Genomic DNA, 16,438 nt, shown 5'->3' with positions numbered 1-16,438 from the left:
TTTACTGATCCGTTCTCAAGTATTGATACAGGGTTTCGCGACTGATTCCGAATTCACGAGCCAGCTTGGTCTTTTGCTCGCCAGCCTCGACACGTTGGCGCAGTTCGGCAATACGCTCAGACGACAGGGATTTCTTCCTGCCACGGTAGGCCCCGCGCTGCTTGGCGAGCGCGATGCCCTCGCGCTGCCGCTCGCGGATCAAGGCGCGTTCGAACTCGGCGAACGCGCCCATTACCGACAGCATCAGGTTCGCCATCGGCGAGTCCTCGCCGGTGAAGGTCAAATGCTCCTTAAGGAACTCGATGCGTACGCCGCGCTGGGTGAGGCCCTGCACCAGGCGGCGCAGGTCGTCGAGGTTGCGCGCCAGACGATCCATGCTGTGCACCACGACCGTGTCGCCTTCGCGCACGAAGGCGAGCAGCCGTTCCAGTTCGGGCCGCCGTGTGTCCTTGCCCGACGCCTTGTCGGTGAACACTTTATCCACCTGGATCTGTTCGAGCTGCCGTTCTGGGTTCTGGTCGAAGCTGCTGACGCGGACGTAACCGATGCGCTTGCGCTTCGAAGCGTTGATAACACTCCAACCCGCAGAAGTGCTCGACGTATTCCGCGCCTTCCGGGGTGAAGGCGGCATCGAGCGGGATTTCCTTGCAGCACACGCAGCAACTGGTGGTGGTCGAGTCACTTGCATTCATGGTGGCACCCCTCCATTGACTGACGAAGACGGCGAATGCCGCCGCCGGCATTGGCTTCGCGAACAGGAAGCCTTGTCCTGTGTCGCAGTCCGCTTGTCGCAATAGATCAAGACTCGCCGATGTTTCCACGCCTTCAGCCACCACATCCATGCCCAGCCCGTGCGCAAGCTGAATCACGGTGTGCACGATGGTTTGGTCGCGGCGGTCGTTGGCGAGCCCGGCGACAAACGATTGGTCGATCTTGAGCGTGCTGATTGGGCAGCACTTCAGATGTTGCAGACAGGAATACCCCGTCCCGAAGTCATCGGCGGCGAAGCGCACACCGATCTGCCGCAAGGCGTCCAGGGCGGGGAAGATCGCCGGATCACCAAACGCGACCGATTCGGTCAGCTCGATTTCGAGATACTCGGCGGGCAACTCGGCATCAGCCAGCACGCCCTTTACCCACCCGTCGAAGTCCGGTCCCACTTGGCTCGCCGAAACATTGACGGCCAGCCGGAACGGTCGCCATGCCAGCATTCGCCAGTCACGCATCTGGCGGCAGGCTTCGCCCAGCACCCAAGCGCCGATTTCAGGCATCAGGCCGGACGATTCGACCACGGGCAGGAACTGGCCCGGTGGCAATAGTCCAAGCGTCGGATGACGCCAGCGCAACAGGGCTTCCGCGCCGACAATCCCACCACTGCGCAGATCGACGACGGGCTGGTAGTGCAGTTCAAGCTGCCCGCGCTCGACCGCTTGGGCCAGTTCCGGCGTCGTCCATCCATCCGGCCGGAAAGCGCTCATTCTCTTTCCCTGAATGCCCGCAACGCCCGCGACAGGGACAGAAGGAACAGGCCGGTCAAACCGAGCGCCGCGATGACCCAATGCTCGCCGAGGAAAGCACCGGCGGTTGTGCCGGCCAGCACGACAGCGAGGATGGGCAGGTGGCAGGGGCAAGTCAGCACAGCCAGTCCGCCCCACAGGTAGCCGGTGATCGGTTTGTGCGTCTCGGACGGCAAGCGCTCGGGGTTGTTCATGGCAGACTCTCCGCGTGCTGTGCCGGCTCGGTCGGCAGGGTGGCCAACTGCACTTCCAGATCGGCCAACGCTTCGCGCCGACGCTCGACGAACTGACGCAGCAGGGCAAGCTGCGCGGCCGCTTCGTCGCCGTCCGCCGCATCCAGCGCCCGGCACAGCCGCGCCAGCGCGTCGAGGCCGATGCCCGCCTCGAAGGCCGCCCGCACGAAGCACAGCCGTTGCAAGGCGGCGTCATCGAACAAGCCGTAGCCGCCTGGTGTGCACGCCACCGGGCGCAGCAATCCGCGCAGCAGGTAGTCGCGCACGATATGCACGCTCACCCCGGCATCAAGAGCCAGCCGGGACACCGTGTAGGCGTTCATTGAACACCTCCTTTTTCTCACCCGGCGCAGCAGGAAAGCTGCTTCACATCCTTGTTGAAGGTCTGCGCCGCGAGCTTCAACCCCTCGACCATCGTCAGGTAGGGGAACAACTGGTCGGCCAGTTCCTGCACCGTCATGCGGTTGCGAATGGCCAGAGCCGCCGTCTGGATCAGTTCACCCGCTTCCGGCGCGACCGCCTGTACGCCGATCAGCCGATGGCTGCCTTCCTCGATAACCAACTTGATGAAGCCGCGTGTGTCGAAGTTGGCGAGCGCACGCGGCACGTTGTCCAAGGTCAAGGTGCGGCTGTCGGTCTCGATCCCGTCGTGGTGGGCTTCCGCCTCGCTGTAGCCCACGGTCGCCACTTGCGGATCGGTGAACACCACGGCCGGCATTGCGGTCAGGTCGAGCGCCGCATCGCCGCCGGTCATGTTGATCGCGGCACGGGTGCCGGCCGCTGCCGCCACATAGACGAACTGCGGCTGGTCGGTGCAGTCGCCGGCCGCGTAGATGTTCGGGTTGCTCGTGCGCATGCCTTGGTCGATGACGATGGCACCTTGCGCATTGACAGTGACCCCCGCTGCGTCCAGCGCGAGGCTGCGCGTGTTCGGTGTCCGACCGGTGGCAACCAGCAGTTTGTCGGCGCGCAATTCACCGTGCGTGGTGGTCAGCACGAATTCACCGTCCATATGGGCGACCTGGCTGGCTTGCGTGTGCTCCAGCACCTCGATGCCCTCGGCACGGAAAGCGGCTGTCACCGCCTCGCCGATGGCCGGGTCTTCACGGAAGAACAAGGTATTGCGCGCCAGGACCGTGACCTTGCTGCCCAGCCGGGCAAAGGCTTGCGCCAGCTCCAGCGCCACCACCGACGAGCCGATTACGGCAAGGCGTTCGGGAATGGTGTCGCTCGCCAGGGCCTCGGTGGAAGTCCAGTAGGGTGACTCTTTCAAGCCCGGAATCGGCGGGACCGCCGGGCTGGCACCCGTGGCGACCAGGCAGCGGTCGAACATCACGACGCGCTCGCCACCCTCGTTCAAACGGACGGTAAGGCTCTGGTCGTCCTTGAAGCGCGCCTCACCGTGCACAACGGTGATGGCCGGATTACCGCCCAGGATGCCTTCGTACTTGGCGTGCCGCAGTTCGTCGACGCGGGCCTGCTGCTGGGCCAGCAGCTTACTGCGGTCAATCGTAGGCACAGTTGCCGCAATACCGCCATCGAACGGGCTTTCCCGGCGCAGATGGGCGATGTGGGCGGCGCGGATCATGATCTTGGACGGCACACAGCCGACATTGACGCAGGTGCCGCCGATGGTGCCGCGCTCGATCAGCGTGACCTGCGCGCCTTGCTCGACGGCCTTCAGCGCCGCCGCCATCGCGGCTCCACCGCTGCCAATGACCGCTACCTGCACCGGGGGCTCGTTGCCACTGTGCTTTTCGGCGGCGGCCATCCATCCCCGCACCTTGTCGAGCAGTCCGACGCGGTTGTCCGCCAGTGGCGCATCGGCTAGCGTTGCCTTGTAGCCCAGTCCGGCCACGGCGGCAGTCAGCGCGTCCGGCGATGTGCCCGGCACGATGGCGAGTTGCGCTGTGCCCTTCGGATAGGACACCAGCGCCGACTGCACGCCTGGCACTTTTTCCAGCGCTTCCTTGACGTGCGCCGCGCACGAGTCGCAAGTCATGCCGGTGATTTTTAGATGGGTCATGCAACAGATCCTTTATCGTTTGTGGCGCCAGACAATGACGTCCGTTGTGCTGCGGTGCCGTTTTCAGTGACTCACTGCTTGACGCTGGACGGATAGCCCGCGTCTGCGGTTGCCTTGGTCAGCTTCTGCACGCTGGTCTTGGCATCGTCGAAGGTGACGACCGCTTGGCGTGTCTCGAAAGTCACGTCAACTTTGCTGACGCCTTCGACCTTGGAAATCGCCTTCTTGACAGTGATCGGGCAGGCGGAGCAGGTCATGCCCGGTACGGACAGCGTGACGGTCTGGGTGGCGGCCCAGACGGGGGCAACAACGGCGGCGAGGGCGAGGGAGGCAAACAGTTTCTTCATGGTGAACTCCGATCAGTAGAAAAATGGCATGACGTAGGGAAATCCGAGCGCGACCAGAACCAGCGCGGCCACGATCCAGAAAATGAGCTTGTAAGTAGCTCGCACTTGGGGAATCGCGCAGACCTCACCCGGTTTGCAGGCCGCTGCCTGCCGGTAGATGCGCCGCCAGGCGAAGAACAACGCCACCAGCGCCACGCCGATAAAGATGGGGCGATAGGGATCCAACACCGCCAAGTTGCCGATCCAAGCGCCGCTGAACCCCAAGGCGATCAGAACCAACGGCCCGAGGCAGCAAGCCGAGGCGAGGATGGCGGCAAGCCCTCCAGTGAAGAGCGCGCCGCGCCCGGTTTTTGGTTCAGACATGCGCTTGTCCTTTCGAATTGAAATTGGATAGCGTAACCTTACTTCCGTACTCATGTACGGAGTCAAGCGATATGGAAAACAATTTGGAGAACCTGACCATTGGCGTTTTCGCCAAGGCGGCCGGGGTCAATGTGGAGACCATCCGTTTCTATCAGCGCAAGGGCTTGTTGCTGGAGCCTGACAAGCCCTATGGCAGCATCCGCCGCTATGGCGAGGCGGATGTAACGCGGGTGCGCTTCGTGAAATCAGCCCAGCGGCTGGGCTTCAGCCTGGATGAGATCGCCGAGCTGCTGCGGCTGGAGGATGGCACCCATTGCGAGGAAGCCAGCAGTCTGGCCGAGCACAAGCTCAAGGACGTGCGCGAGAAAATGGCTGACCTGGCGCGCATGGAGGCCGTGCTGTCTGAGTTGGTGTGCGCCTGCCATGCGCGAAGGGGGAACGTTTCCTGCCCGCTGATCGCGTCACTACAGGGTGGAGCAAGCTTGGCAGGTTCGGCTATGCCTTAGCGTGCTTTATTTTCCGTTTTCTGAGACGACCCCTATCTGGTCGAGCAGGGCCATACGGTGTTCTGCATCTCCTGGAAGAACCCCGACGAGGCAGATCGCGCCCTCGACATGGACGACTACCTCAAGCTTGGTGTCTTTGCCGCGCTCGATGCTGTGAATGCCATCGTGCCGGGCCAGCGCGTTCACGCCGCCGGCTACTGCCTCGGGGGCACATTGTTGGCCATCGCTGCGGCTGCCATGGCACGCGATGGCGATGCACGGCTGGCGTCCATGACGCTCTTTGCCGCACAGACAGACTTTTGCGAGCCGGGCGAACTGGGCCTGTTCATCGATGAGGCACAGGTCAGTCTGCTCGAAGCACAGATGGAGCAGACCGGCTATCTGCGCGCCAGCCAGATGGCAGGGGCCTTCCAGATGCTGCGCTCATACGACTTGCTGTGGTCGCGCCTGGTGGGCGAATACTTGCTGGGCGACCGCGCACCCATGAACGATCTGATGGCCTGGAACGCCGACGCCACGCGCATGCCCGCGCGCATGCACAGCCAGTACCTGCGGCATCTGTTCCTGAACGACGACCTGAGCGAGGGCCACTATCCCGTCAACGGCAAGCCGGTGGCACTCAACGAGATCGATTTGCCCATCTTCGTGGTGGGCACGCTGACCGACCACGTGGCGCCTTGGCGCTCCGTCTACAAGCTGCATCACCTGACCGAGGCGGAGCTGACGTTCGTGTTGACCAGCGGCGGTCATAACGCCGGCATCGTCAGCCCGCCCGCCAACTCGCATCGAAGATTCCAGTTGCAGACACGCCACACAGGCGAGAAATCGGCGGCGCCGGATGACTGGCTGGCATCGGCGCCCGCCACCGACGGTTCGTGGTGGCCGGCGTGGCACGCATGGCTCGTTGCACATGCATCGGGTTCCACGGCGGTTAACCCGCCGAGCATGGGCACTCCAGGATTACCGCCACTGGCCGAAGCGCCCGGCACCTACGTGCTGGAGAAATAGATGCGTGTGGAGAAACAACGCGGGGATCTGGTCCAAGGTCTGGTCGATGGGACTGGTGGTGTGGCCTCAATGTCTGGCCATCTGCGTCATCGGCACCGTGCTGTTTCTCGCATCATTGGCGCGCTTTCGCCAAACCATCAGCCAGATGACTTAAGGAGCCAACATGGATACACCCGCCAACGTTCCTCTCGCGCTTCAAAAGGCGCAGATTGCATTCGGACTGCAGACGTTGGGTCTGCTCAAGGCAGCGCGACAGCGCTGGTGTGAGCTCGGCGCCGAGCTGCTGGCCGCAGACGTTGCCCGCACGGAGTCTGCATTGGCCGATCTGCAAAGCGTCGAGGACTGGAGCGCGTTTGCGAGATTGCTGCCCAACGCCTTCTGGCAGACCAGCCAGCGTGCCATGGGTGTGCTGCAGGGCGTGCTGCAGACGGCCATCTCGAACCAATCGCGCTTCGTGGCCGATTACCAGCGCGTCATGCTGGAATGGCAGCAGGCTTCCGTACGGGCCCTAAGCACGGCCGGCAATGTCATGCCGGTCCACACGGCGCTACAGGGGATGCTCTCGGCGTGGGGCGCGCCAGGCGATGCACTCCTCCGCTCCCCAGCCGTGCAGCCGCATCTTGCGCGTGCCCCCCGAAAGGGCAACGGTCAACTCCACAAATCGTCCTGACGAACACGCATGGGCCCCGATCATCCGCCCGCTCTACCCGCGTTGCTGCCGGCCAGCGATCTGAACGTGGTGCGCAATCGCACCTTTGACGAGATTGCGATTGGCGACACGGCAGCCATCCTGCGCACCCTGACACCGGAGGACGTCCAGCTCTTTGCCGTGTTGTCGGGAGACGTCAATCCGCAGCACCTGGACGCGGACTTTGCCGCATCGACGCGCTTTCATGGCGTGATTGCGCACGGCATGCTGGGCGGAGCGCTCATTTCCGCGTTGCTCGGGACTCGTTTGCCGGGGCCGGGAACGATCTACCTTGGGCAGACGCTGCAATTTCTCGGTCCGGTACGCGTTGGCGACACGTTAACCATCCGGGTGACGGTGGTCAGCAAGGAGGATGCGAGCAAGCGGGTCACGCTGGCATGCACGTGTACAAACGACAGCGGCACGGTGGCCATCACGGGCGAGGCCGAGGTCATCGCGCCCACCGAGCGGATCGAGCGTCCGCGCACCACACTGCCGGATGTGCGTATCACCACCGGCAGTGATGGTATGCACCGGCTGCTCGACCATGTACGACCTCTTGGTGCAGTCCGCATGGCCATCGTCCACCCGTGCGATGCGCTGAGCCTGACAGCCGTGATGGACGCGCACGCTGAAGGCCTGATCGTGCCTTGCCTCGTCGCGCCATACGCCAAGCTGATGCGGGTAGCCGCAGATGCCGGGCTTGACCTCAGTGGCATAGAGATTGAAGACGTGCCGCACAGCTGTGCTGCTGCCACCCGCGCCGTGGAGCTTGTGACGCAGGGCAGGGCAGAGGCGCTCATGAAGGGCAGCCTGCATACCGATGAATTGATGGCAGCGGTCGTCCGCGACGAAGCGGGGCTGCGTACCAAGCGCCGGATCAGCCATTGTTTCCTGATGCAGTCGCCCGCGTATCCGCGGCCGTTTATCGTGACGGACGCCGCCATCAACATCGTGCCGACCCTCGATCAGAAGGCGGACATCGTCCGCAACGCCATCGATCTGGCCCATGCGATTGGCGTGGAACGGCCTCGGGTGGCGATCCTTGCGGCGGTCGAGACCGTGAACCCGCGTATGCCGGCCACGCTCGATGCGGCCGCACTGTGCAAGATGGCGGACCGCGGCCAGATCGAGGGTGGTGTGCTGGACGGGCCACTGGCTTTCGATAACGCGGTATCCGCCGCTGCCGCGCGCATCAAGGGCCTCGTCTCGGAAGTGGCAGGGCAGGCCGATGTGCTGGTGGTGCCCGATCTGGAAAGCGGCAACATGCTCGCCAAACAGTTGGAATACCTGGGCGGGGCTGCAAGCGCAGGCATTGTGCTCGGCGCCCGCGTGCCCATTGTGTTGACCAGCCGTGCCGACTCGCGTGAATCGCGCATCGCGTCGTGCGCCCTTGCCACGTTGCTTGCCCACCGCTACCGCAACTTGCCGCCATGAGCGATTGCATCGTCGTACTGAACTGCGGCTCGTCGAGCATCAAGTTTGCGTTGTTCGATGCCAACTTTGACCCGTTGCCGCGTGCGCCAATGTGGAACGGCACAGTAGAGGGGATCGGCACTGAACACCCCACGGCGACAGAGGCTGGCGCGCCGACACAGGTGCTGGAGCTTGATGCTGCGCAGCCGTATCACGCCGCGCTCATGCACATTCGCCAGCGGGTCGAGCAAAGGCTGGAAGGCCGCCGGCTGAAGGCCGTGGCCCATCGGGTGGTGCATGGCGGCGCCAAGTACTTCGCGCCGGTACGCGTGAACGCGGAGGTGCTTTCCGATCTGCGCAGCTACATTCCACTGGCACCGTTGCATCAACCGTTTGCACTGGAAGCCATCGAGGCGCTTCTGTTGGGCTTGTCCGATGTGCCACAAGTCGCATGCTTCGATACCGCGTTCCACCGCACGCTGCCACAGGTCGAGACGATGCTGCCGCTGCCTTACATGGCATGGGAGCGTGGCCTGCGGCGTTATGGCTTTCATGGGTTGTCGTACGAGTACATGTCGATCGCCTTGCCCGAACGTCATGGCGATATCGCCCGCGGGCGAACCATCGTCGCGCATCTCGGCAGCGGCGCGAGCCTGTGTGCAATGATCGAACTGAAGAGCGTGGCCACAACGATGGGGTTTTCCGCGCTCGAAGGCCTGATGATGGGGACGCGATGTGGCTCGCTCGATCCGGGGGCGGTGCTCTACATGATGGAGACGGAGCATCTGTCCCCGGCACAGGTCGGGCACGTGCTGTATCACGAATCGGGTCTGCTCGGCGTGTCTGGGCTGTCTTCCGACCCGCGCGACCTGATTTCGCGCGAGGCCGACAACCCACGTGTGCAGGCAGCGCTTGCGCTCTACGTGCGCCGGATCGTCCGCGAGATCGGCGCTCTGGTAGCGGTGCTTGGTGGCCTGGATCTCTTGGTATTCACGGCCGGTATTGGCGAACACAACGCCGTACTGCGCGAACGCGTTGTGGGGGGACTTGGTTATTTGGGCGCCAACCTGGATGGCGAGGCCAACCAAGCGCATGCAGCGATCATTTCCAGTTCAGCGAGCCGGATTCGCGTGGCGGTGGAGCCTACTAATGAGGAGTGGGTGGCAGCTCGGCATGCGGTTCAATGCAATTTGCAGTGACGAGTCTTCTTGTCGAAAGAACTGGATGGCACGGGCTGCTGTCACGTCGCCCATAGGCGCAGATTTTATTTTACATAACACAAATTACACGATGAATTGATGTTGGTGCCAATTAGAAATGTCGCATTTGAGCCAAATAGAAATGTCGCACCCAGTCGAGTCGACGAACCTAAAAATGCGTCGGGTCCAGGCGTAAAACTGTGTCGAAATGCTTTGTGAGGCACAGACTGATTTGTCGGCTCATTGTTACGTTCATCTGTGACGGGTTGATCGCCACCTTGCCTGGTGGTGAAGCGCTCAATCGCCTTCAATATCGGCGTTGGCATCGTTGCGCACGAAGCCCGTGTCATGAAGGACAAAGACATCATCCCCAATCGGACGATGCTCGACCTGCGTCACACGCCAGATAGCGGACGCCTTGGCGTCAGACCAGATCACCATCGGTAAATGTTCACGTGCGCTCCAACAGATCCGATTCAGGGTATTACCCTGCGACAGCACATACCAACGGCATGCCGACGCGGGTATCGGCGCTCCCGCAGGCGCGCTGGTTGGGGCAAGACGATACTCGCCGACCGGATGTCGCAGGCCGTGGGCCAAGTCGAACCAGTCGCTGAAGTGGCCAAGGCGAATCAAGTTATTGCGATCAATTCGCGTGGTGATTCGCTTCCGATAGTCCACCACCGTCATCTGATACTCGAGCGGGTCGGCAGAATTCCGAACGACATACGTGTCAAGAACCTCATCCGTCTTGCGCCGTAGGCGCACTTGCCTGTCGCGCCAGACCTGCAGCACATGCACGCCATCGCTGCCTGTGAACTCGGCCCGATAGAACAGCGCTGCAGGCTCGTCACCGGACTGGAAGACCGATTCGAACGTCCCCGCCGGGCGACCGGCCGCAGCTGCCGGTGCCAATACCGAGCACAGCAGCGCCGCGCCTGCCGCCCAACCGCTTGCTTTACTGACGGACAGCCTTGGCATAGTCAAAGTATCGATAGGTTTTACCGTCAACGCTCAGATCCTTCACGGCCAGGTTGATGGTGTAGCTGCCCTGTGTCAGCGCAGCATCCTTTGTCGCCCCCGTCGGGTCGGTCGGCACCTCGAAGCTGAGCCCCGTTGCGGGTGACACCGGATTCACCGTCGACGCCTTGACGCTCGGTGCAGTCGGGCTCGCCGGATTGAGCAGCGCTTCGTTCAGGATGCGGCCATCAGCCTGCGGCATCGACAGGCCCAACAGATAAGCAACCGTCGGCGCTACGTCAACGTTGCCTGTGGGATTGGTCACAACGGTGCTGGAGCGGAAAGATGGGCCGCTCGCAATCAACGTGTTATGCACGTCTGTCGTACCGAAGCTACCGTGCATGCCACGCTGGCCGCCCGCGCTTTCGAACTCGATGCCGGGCATGCCCTTGATCGCGACCTGATCATCCCAGTTGAAGCTGACCACCACATCAGGCTGACCATTGTTCTGCCGCTGCGCGTTTTCCAGATTGACCATGGACATGGGCAGCGTGCCAGGCAGCGCGCCATACCGGCTATCGACGAAGATCGCGCCATACTCTTCGCGTTGCTGCAGCACCTTCACAAGATTCTGTACTGTGGTCGGGTCATGGCTTGGCACATAGAAGTAATCGGACCCGCCGTTCGCGGCCACCACGATGCCATTGGCCGGGAGGTTGCCCGGGGCAGGCACCTTGAAACTGGCAACAGGCGTCGCCAGGCTCGCGCTGATCGCTTGGTACTTCGTATTGGCCGCGCCGCACAGCGAGCCGGTCGTATCAACCTTGACCGGCACGGTGGGCGTACCGTTTGCCTGCAGACCGTACATGGCGGAGGTTGTACAACCCGAGCCGTCGTACGCCTTGAAGCCCCGATAGGTCAGCAAATCGGCCGAGCGAACGTCGCCAGAGAAGGAGTAGCCCGTGGCAGATACCGCACCGATGGCAGCTGCATCCGTGCCGCTGGTTGCGCCATTGACTGGCGTGCCGCCGGGTGCCGTTCCCGAAGGCGTGATGGCGCGCAGTGGGTAAAGCGAAAGCGGGCCAGAAACACTGGAGTGGCCATGGTCCGAGACAACGATCAGGTTGGTACTTGCGTACAGGTTGTTCGCCTTCAGTGCACTGACCAGCTCGCCAAGACGTTGATCCTGTGAGCGCAAGCCGGCAATCGCATTCGCCGACCCCGGGCCATAGCCGTGCTCGACGTTATCGGGTGTGCGGAACCAGATGAGCGAAAGCATCGGCTGCTTCTTCGGCAGGATGTAGTTGGTGAACACCGACAACATGTATTTGTTGGCCGCATCTTCAGGGGCCCCCTGCGTGGTATCACTGCTGTCGCGGGCTGCGACGGCGGTCACGCCACTCGCACTGTCATAGGCCGTTGTGTTGAAGGTGATGTAGCCGGCGCGCGCGGTTGGATCTCCGTTCGTCGCCGCCAGCGTGACAGCGTTGGACCCTGAGTATCCAAACTGCGTATTGAACGGCAATGCATAGCCGGCGCTCTGCAGTTCGGTGACAAGGCTACGCGGCTGTACCGTGTTCTCATCAAGGAAGTACCCGCCCTGCCCCAGATCCTGGATAAACGCAGCTCCCGACTTGCCGACGGTCGCAGTCGTCAGGCCTGTAGCCTGGGCCGCAGCAAAGAGGCTCTTCACGAGAAGCAGCTGCCCCCCGTAGTAATTGTTCAGAGTGGTCAGGACTTGGTAGTCCTCGGTGAAGATCGGGTCGACATAGTCTGCCGATGCAGCCGCAGTTTTGGCGCCATTCGGCGTCCCGAGGTTGCCCGCGGGAATGCTGTTCGTCGCTCCCTGCGGCGGCGTCCAGAAGGTGTTGCCATAGAACCCGCTGGTCTTCGGGAACGCGCCCGTCGCAAAGGACGAGCCGTTCATCATCGTGAAGGTCGGGTACGTCGAATGGTTGTCGCTGAAGTTGACACCCGCCTGGCGTAATGCATACAGATTTGGTGTATCGGTTGCATTGACTGAGTCGGGGCGCAGCCCGTCCCAGACCATGACGATTGTTCGCGTTGGCTGGCTCTGCGCAGCAGAGGTGCCATTGCTCAATACTGAGTCGCCACCGCATGCGGCGACGAGAACGCTTCCAGCCAAGGCGGCTGCCAAGCCGTACATGTGTTTCATGTTCAATCCCCTGGAACCAACATTTAGTACTGGCACGGGAGACTAGATTTGATACATGACGGAACTGTGACGTCGCACAGAAGCTGGCGCGAAAGCAGTTGGCGTTGTCGAGTATGAGTTGGTTTCTGCGTGAAGGCGGCGCAAAGTCCAACATGGCCTTATGCGGATCCTGCTCGGAAATTGGAGCTACCCAGAAATGACGATCTCGAGCGCAGCGGCACATCCTCAAGGCATCGTCTGCGACCCAGTCGCTCGGAACAGCCCATCGCGACTCATGAAATACGACGCATAACGGCGTCCACGACATTCAGAGCCCGAGCAATCCCGCTAGGCATGCAACGTTCCGAGCAAGATACCGACGCATTCTCGACTCATCGACCAGCATTACCGCTCCCTGCTGGACAGTCCTCTGTTCGCAGTCGCCCCAGCGTATTAACCTAGAGACGCAATGAGGAGGACTTGTGAAAAGGCTCTATAAATCATTAGCCCCCAGACATTATCGAAGCGGCGAAGCGGCAAAACTGGCTCGCATGTCGGCATCCACCTTGCGCATTTGGGAACGCAAATACGCTGTCGTCTCGCCGCCGAAAAGTGCATCGGGCCAGCGTCTCTACACAGAGGAAGACATAGAGCGCTTGCGCCTGATCAGAGGACTTGTCGATTGCGGCCACGCTATCGGTGCGGTTGCGGGTCTCAATGTGGAGTCTCTAAGGGCCCTGGTGCGATCGTCCGGAACCGTTCATGCGGCAAAGGTCGAGCCTATTTCGCTTTTGATGGTAGGGCCAGTGTCGATTGCTATCTCGAATTCGGCCTCAGACAGCATGCATGTTTGCGGACATCCCGGATCGCCGGAAGAAGCGTTTCGGGACGCGCGAGCAGGACTGAGGGCGGATGCGTTGCTTGCCGCCGTTCCTTCACTCACGGAGGACGCCATCCTACGGATTGTGGCGCTGGCCGAAGCGGCGCACGCGAAAGCGATCAGCGTGATCTTTACATCGGGCACACCCCGCGCAATTGAACGGGCGAGCCTCGGTGGCTTGCGTGTAGTGCCACAATCCGATGCTGAAGTCAGGCCGGAGTCGCTGATCGCAGAGCTGGTCGATTGGGCTACGGCCCTCCGCCAGGCAGACATTTTGAACGCTGACACGCGCTCGCGAGCGGCGCGTCGCTTCGACGACAAGGCGCTCGCTGCTTTCGCGGGGCTGACTTCAACGATCCAGTGCGAGTGCCCACGGCACTTGGCCGAACTCGTAATCCAACTCAGTGCGTTCCAACGTTACAGCGATGCGTGCTTGTCCCGCTCGCCTCGCGATGCGTTGCTGCATCGCCGTCTCGGTAACGTCGCGAATCGTGCGGTTCAGCTGCTTGAGACCGCCCTGGCTGAGGTCGTGCGTCACGAAGACCTGCTCAACAGTGCCAAGCGCTAACTCGCTCCGGCGTGCGACGCGATGGTGACCGTGATGCGGTTTGAGCGGAATTTAGTCAGGCCACGACCGTTGTGCCTTCTCTGTCCGGTTGGGAACATATCAGGAAGTGATGATGGGATTTGTATGGATTACTGGAGCTAGCGGCGCTGTGGGCTCCGCCCTGGCGCGTCGCTTGAACAGCTCAGGCATTCCGCTGGTACTCACAGCGCGAGACCAGAAGAAGCTAGAACAGCTCGCTGACGCGCTCCAGCCGCCCTCGGTTCTTGTTTGCCCGGCCGACGTCACAGACCGCAGTAGCGCTCAGCTTGCTATTGAAGCCGGTGTCACCCGATTCGGCGCACCGGCAGGCCTCGCACACTGCGTCGGATCGATCATCATCAAGCCGCTCCATTTGACTTCGGAGGACGATCTCAAGCAGGCGCTCGATGCGAATTTCTTTTCGGCGTGGAATGCGTTGCGCTTGTTTGTGCAACAAGCCGTTCACCACAAAGTGCACGCAAGCGCGGTCTTAATCGGCTCGGTTGCCGCCACTGCCGGCTTCCCGAATCACGAGGCAATTGCCAGCGCGAAGGCAGCCGTCGCGGCGCTTGCGCAGTCAGCAGCTGCAACGTATGCAGATCGCAATATCCGCGTGAACTGCATTCACCCGGGGCTGACCTCGTCAGCAATGTCATCTCGACTGACAAGTGCTCCAACAGTTGCTGAGCGGCTTGCAAAGGCAAATCCGCTGGGCAGGCTCGGACAAGGAGACGACACCGCGGCGCTTGCGGAATTCCTGCTCAGCCCTGCAGCATCCTGGATCACCGGCCAACAGATCGGCGTGGACGGTGGCCACGGGCGATTGGTCATACCACCGAAGCCATGAGTACGCATACGACAAGCGTACGCGGCTTGGCAGCCGTGCTCGGGATCAGCGGGCTCATACCGTTTATCGCGCTGGCCGGACTATGTCTGGGGGACACATCGAGCCGCGGTGAATACCAAAGCTGGCTGCTGGTGTACGCGACGACCATTACGTCGTTCGTAGGTGCAGTGCACTGGGGTCTCGCCCTTCGCGCGGCAACCGCAACGCGCATGCACACCTTGCAGCTCGCCTGGAGCGTTGTTCCATCGCTCGCGGCATGGGCCGTGGCAGTCAGCAGCGAGCCGCCCGCCGCTCTTGTCAGGATGGCAATCGTGTTGGCCATCTGTTGGTTGACGGATGCAGGGTTTGAGCGTGGCGGAGCAATACCGGCCTGGTATTTTCGGTTACGCAGCGTACTGACCCTTGTAGCAACGGCGTCGCTAGCGCTTTCGGGTTTTGCAAGCGCGCGCTAAGCCCTGAGGGCCGTGCACTACGGGGATAGGATGTTGCGTCGAACTCAACAATCTCATCTGCTCAGGAATCTGTTCGAAGTCTGTTTGGAGGACCACGTGGCAATCGATTCAAAAAACGGAGCGGTCATCTACAGGAACATCGGTTTGGGCGACATCGCCCAGATTTTGCACGAAAAGGACGCTTACCCCGGCAGGAAAATGCCCACCGTAGCAAGGGCAGCCCCGGCCCAGTGATTGAGCCCCGGCCCGATCGTCCAACCGAGGAAAGCGGCAAAGGTGAAGAGCGGCCCCGGCACGGCCTGTGCGGCACCGTAGCCAGCCAAAAAATCGTTCGATGCCACCCAACCGGTCGCGACCGTCTGCTGCTCCAGCAACGGAAGCACGACGTGCCCGCCCCCAAAAACCAATGCACCCGAACGATAGAACGCGTCGAATACCTTCGCGGGCATCCACGGATGAAGATCCGTCAGAACCGGAAGTCCGAACAGCAGCGCGCAGAACAACGCCAGGCTGACGATGCTGGCCACATGAGACACGCTGAATGCGGCCTCCTGCCCTGCCCTCTGGCTACCGCTGGCCGGAAGGGATGTCCGGCACAACACCAGGCCCAGCGCGGCGCCAAGCGCAATCACGACAAGTTGCGCGTAGACGGTCGTCAACGCGCCAAGCACGGCGATGCTGAGTACCGCGATGCCTGCGCGCTGCCAGTCTGGACAGAGCTTGCGCGCCATGTCCCACACGGCCTGCGCCACCACAGCAACGGCAACCAGCTTCAAACCGTGGATCAGGCCCGCGCCAAACGGGCCGCCGAGGCTCGGCGCGAGCATCGCAAATGCCAGCAGCAACAAGACGGAAGGCAGCGTAAAGCCGCACCACGCCGCCAACCCGCCGCGCCAGCCGGCCCGGAGCAGGCCGACGGAAAACCCGACCTGGCTGCTGGCAGGCCCCGGCAGAAACTGGCACAGCCCGACCAGATCGGTGAATGTGGCGTCGTCCAGCCAGCGCCGACGCTCCACGAACTCGCGGCGGAAGTAGCCGATATGCGCGACAGGGCCGCCGAAGCTCGTGAGGCCCAGCTTGAGAAAGACCGCCAGCACTTCCATGGCAGAGCCCGCTTGATGTGTACGGGACGGTGTGGCGGAAGCGGTCATTGGCGCGGGATATCGACGTTTGAGAAACCCGTATTAGAACATTGCCGCCATGGCTTGGAAGGCAACTAAAGTGGCAGGATAGGCATCGCCGTCACCGCCATTGG

General features: G+C 62.1%; 16 protein-coding genes and 2 pseudogenes. 8 read left to right on the top strand and 10 right to left on the bottom strand.

Translation table 11 applies throughout. The features are described from left to right. Position 1: 1 nt before the first annotated feature. The 7 genes from RP6297_RS21245 to merT all read right to left on the bottom strand — a co-directional run bounded on the left by RP6297_RS21245 (position 2) and on the right by merT (position 4,486). Entirely contained in the window at positions 2–571 is a 570-nt protein-coding gene (locus tag RP6297_RS21245; RefSeq protein ID WP_027982055.1) for a recombinase family protein, read from the bottom strand. After that, complete coding sequence (locus RP6297_RS21235) at positions 477–1,478, bottom strand: DUF3330 domain-containing protein (protein WP_008652068.1); 1,002 nt, start codon at positions 1,476–1,478, stop codon at positions 477–479. The genes RP6297_RS21245 and RP6297_RS21235 overlap by 95 nt, the downstream gene beginning before the upstream one ends. Continuing rightward, positions 1,475–1,711 carry a broad-spectrum mercury transporter MerE gene (gene merE, locus RP6297_RS21230; RefSeq protein ID WP_003132004.1) on the bottom strand — a complete coding sequence of 79 codons (237 nt, stop codon included), beginning with the start codon at positions 1,709–1,711 and terminating at the stop codon, positions 1,475–1,477. Before merE ends, RP6297_RS21235 begins: the two co-directional genes overlap by 4 nt. Then, complete coding sequence (gene merD, locus RP6297_RS21225) at positions 1,708–2,073, bottom strand: mercury resistance co-regulator MerD (protein ID WP_000995360.1); 366 nt, start codon at positions 2,071–2,073, stop codon at positions 1,708–1,710. The genes merE and merD overlap by 4 nt, the downstream gene beginning before the upstream one ends. 17 nt (positions 2,074–2,090) lie before the next feature. After that, positions 2,091–3,776: a mercury(II) reductase gene (merA, locus tag RP6297_RS21220; protein ID WP_003156770.1), complete on the bottom strand. Its 1,686-nt coding sequence runs from the start codon at positions 3,774–3,776 to the stop codon at positions 2,091–2,093. Between the two features lie 71 nt (positions 3,777–3,847). Then, positions 3,848–4,123 (bottom strand): mercury resistance system periplasmic binding protein MerP, encoded by a 276-nt coding sequence (gene merP / locus RP6297_RS21215; RefSeq protein WP_003131987.1) that lies wholly within the window; start codon positions 4,121–4,123, stop codon positions 3,848–3,850. Between the two features lie 12 nt (positions 4,124–4,135). Further along, on the bottom strand, positions 4,136–4,486 hold the full coding sequence (merT, locus tag RP6297_RS21210) for a mercuric ion transporter MerT (RefSeq protein WP_006224622.1): 351 nt from the start codon (positions 4,484–4,486) through the stop codon (positions 4,136–4,138). 71 nt (positions 4,487–4,557) lie between these two features. Between merT and RP6297_RS21205 the strand changes: the two genes are divergently transcribed. From RP6297_RS21205 to RP6297_RS21185, 5 genes and pseudogenes are all read left to right on the top strand, one after another. Further along, positions 4,558–4,992: a mercury resistance transcriptional regulator MerR gene (locus tag RP6297_RS21205; protein ID WP_003131969.1), complete on the top strand. Its 435-nt coding sequence runs from the start codon at positions 4,558–4,560 to the stop codon at positions 4,990–4,992. Between the two features lie 33 nt (positions 4,993–5,025). Further along, positions 5,026–6,000, top strand: a pseudogene (locus tag RP6297_RS21200) (PHA/PHB synthase family protein); the annotation flags it as partial. Between the two features lie 163 nt (positions 6,001–6,163). Beyond that, a complete protein-coding gene (locus RP6297_RS21195; RefSeq protein ID WP_009241701.1) occupies positions 6,164–6,670 on the top strand; it encodes a hypothetical protein in 507 nt (168 codons plus the stop codon). A gap of 9 nt (positions 6,671–6,679) precedes the next feature. Beyond that, positions 6,680–8,125, top strand: coding sequence for a bifunctional enoyl-CoA hydratase/phosphate acetyltransferase (locus tag RP6297_RS21190; RefSeq protein ID WP_009241702.1), 1,446 nt, complete (start codon positions 6,680–6,682; stop codon positions 8,123–8,125). Then, the gene (locus tag RP6297_RS21185) at positions 8,122–9,303 is read left to right on the top strand and encodes an acetate/propionate family kinase (protein WP_009241703.1); all 1,182 of its coding nucleotides are present in this window, start codon (positions 8,122–8,124) and stop codon (positions 9,301–9,303) included. Before RP6297_RS21190 ends, RP6297_RS21185 begins: the two co-directional genes overlap by 4 nt. Before the next feature lie 297 nt (positions 9,304–9,600). On the opposite strand, the gene RP6297_RS21180 is transcribed toward RP6297_RS21185, so the two are convergent. Both RP6297_RS21180 and RP6297_RS21175 read right to left on the bottom strand, forming a co-directional pair. Further along, complete coding sequence (locus RP6297_RS21180; RefSeq protein WP_009241716.1) at positions 9,601–10,284, bottom strand: hypothetical protein; 684 nt, start codon at positions 10,282–10,284, stop codon at positions 9,601–9,603. Then, positions 10,262–12,439, bottom strand: a complete 2,178-nt coding sequence (locus RP6297_RS21175; protein WP_009241717.1) for an alkaline phosphatase family protein — start codon at positions 12,437–12,439, stop codon at positions 10,262–10,264. The genes RP6297_RS21180 and RP6297_RS21175 overlap by 23 nt, the downstream gene beginning before the upstream one ends. 461 nt (positions 12,440–12,900) lie before the next feature. Here RP6297_RS21175 and RP6297_RS21170 point away from each other — a divergent pair, with 461 nt between their 5' ends. The 3 genes from RP6297_RS21170 to RP6297_RS21160 all read left to right on the top strand — a co-directional run bounded on the left by RP6297_RS21170 (position 12,901) and on the right by RP6297_RS21160 (position 15,183). Then, positions 12,901–13,866: a MerR family transcriptional regulator gene (locus tag RP6297_RS21170; RefSeq protein ID WP_009241718.1), complete on the top strand. Its 966-nt coding sequence runs from the start codon at positions 12,901–12,903 to the stop codon at positions 13,864–13,866. A gap of 109 nt (positions 13,867–13,975) precedes the next feature. Beyond that, a complete protein-coding gene (locus tag RP6297_RS21165) occupies positions 13,976–14,731 on the top strand; it encodes an SDR family NAD(P)-dependent oxidoreductase (protein ID WP_317624090.1) in 756 nt (251 codons plus the stop codon). Beyond that, positions 14,728–15,183, top strand: coding sequence for a DUF3429 domain-containing protein (locus tag RP6297_RS21160; protein WP_009276918.1), 456 nt, complete (start codon positions 14,728–14,730; stop codon positions 15,181–15,183). Before RP6297_RS21165 ends, RP6297_RS21160 begins: the two co-directional genes overlap by 4 nt. 185 nt (positions 15,184–15,368) lie before the next feature. On the opposite strand, the pseudogene chrA reads toward RP6297_RS21160, so the two are convergent. Beyond that, positions 15,369–16,334: pseudogene (chrA, locus tag RP6297_RS21155) on the bottom strand (chromate efflux transporter); the annotation flags it as partial. Positions 16,335–16,438 lie beyond the last annotated feature (104 nt).

It is taken from the genome of Ralstonia pickettii (genome assembly GCF_016466415.2).
Classification (GTDB): Bacteria; Pseudomonadota; Gammaproteobacteria; order Burkholderiales; family Burkholderiaceae; genus Ralstonia; species Ralstonia pickettii.
Note: the sequence above shows the minus strand (reverse complement) of the source record. Positions and strands in the feature narration are given on the sequence as shown.

Excerpts from the sequence above, each read along its gene's own strand:
- RP6297_RS21235 (WP_008652068.1), bottom strand. The coding sequence starts at position 1,478 with ATGAGCGCTTTCCGGCCGGATGGATGGACGACGCCGGAACTGGCCCAA.
- merE (WP_003132004.1), bottom strand. The coding sequence starts at position 1,711 with ATGAACAACCCCGAGCGCTTGCCGTCCGAGACGCACAAACCGATCACC.
- merD (WP_000995360.1), bottom strand. The coding sequence starts at position 2,073 with ATGAACGCCTACACGGTGTCCCGGCTGGCTCTTGATGCCGGGGTGAGC.
- merA (WP_003156770.1), bottom strand. The coding sequence starts at position 3,776 with ATGACCCATCTAAAAATCACCGGCATGACTTGCGACTCGTGCGCGGCG.
- merP (WP_003131987.1), bottom strand. The coding sequence starts at position 4,123 with ATGAAGAAACTGTTTGCCTCCCTCGCCCTCGCCGCCGTTGTTGCCCCC.
- merT (WP_006224622.1), bottom strand. The coding sequence starts at position 4,486 with ATGTCTGAACCAAAAACCGGGCGCGGCGCGCTCTTCACTGGAGGGCTT.
- RP6297_RS21205 (WP_003131969.1), top strand. The coding sequence starts at position 4,558 with ATGGAAAACAATTTGGAGAACCTGACCATTGGCGTTTTCGCCAAGGCG.
- RP6297_RS21195 (WP_009241701.1), top strand. The coding sequence starts at position 6,164 with ATGGATACACCCGCCAACGTTCCTCTCGCGCTTCAAAAGGCGCAGATT.
- RP6297_RS21190 (WP_009241702.1), top strand. The coding sequence starts at position 6,680 with ATGGGCCCCGATCATCCGCCCGCTCTACCCGCGTTGCTGCCGGCCAGC.
- RP6297_RS21185 (WP_009241703.1), top strand. The coding sequence starts at position 8,122 with ATGAGCGATTGCATCGTCGTACTGAACTGCGGCTCGTCGAGCATCAAG.
- RP6297_RS21180 (WP_009241716.1), bottom strand. The coding sequence starts at position 10,284 with ATGCCAAGGCTGTCCGTCAGTAAAGCAAGCGGTTGGGCGGCAGGCGCG.
- RP6297_RS21175 (WP_009241717.1), bottom strand. The coding sequence starts at position 12,439 with ATGAAACACATGTACGGCTTGGCAGCCGCCTTGGCTGGAAGCGTTCTC.
- RP6297_RS21165 (WP_317624090.1), top strand. The coding sequence starts at position 13,976 with ATGATGGGATTTGTATGGATTACTGGAGCTAGCGGCGCTGTGGGCTCC.
- RP6297_RS21160 (WP_009276918.1), top strand. The coding sequence starts at position 14,728 with ATGAGTACGCATACGACAAGCGTACGCGGCTTGGCAGCCGTGCTCGGG.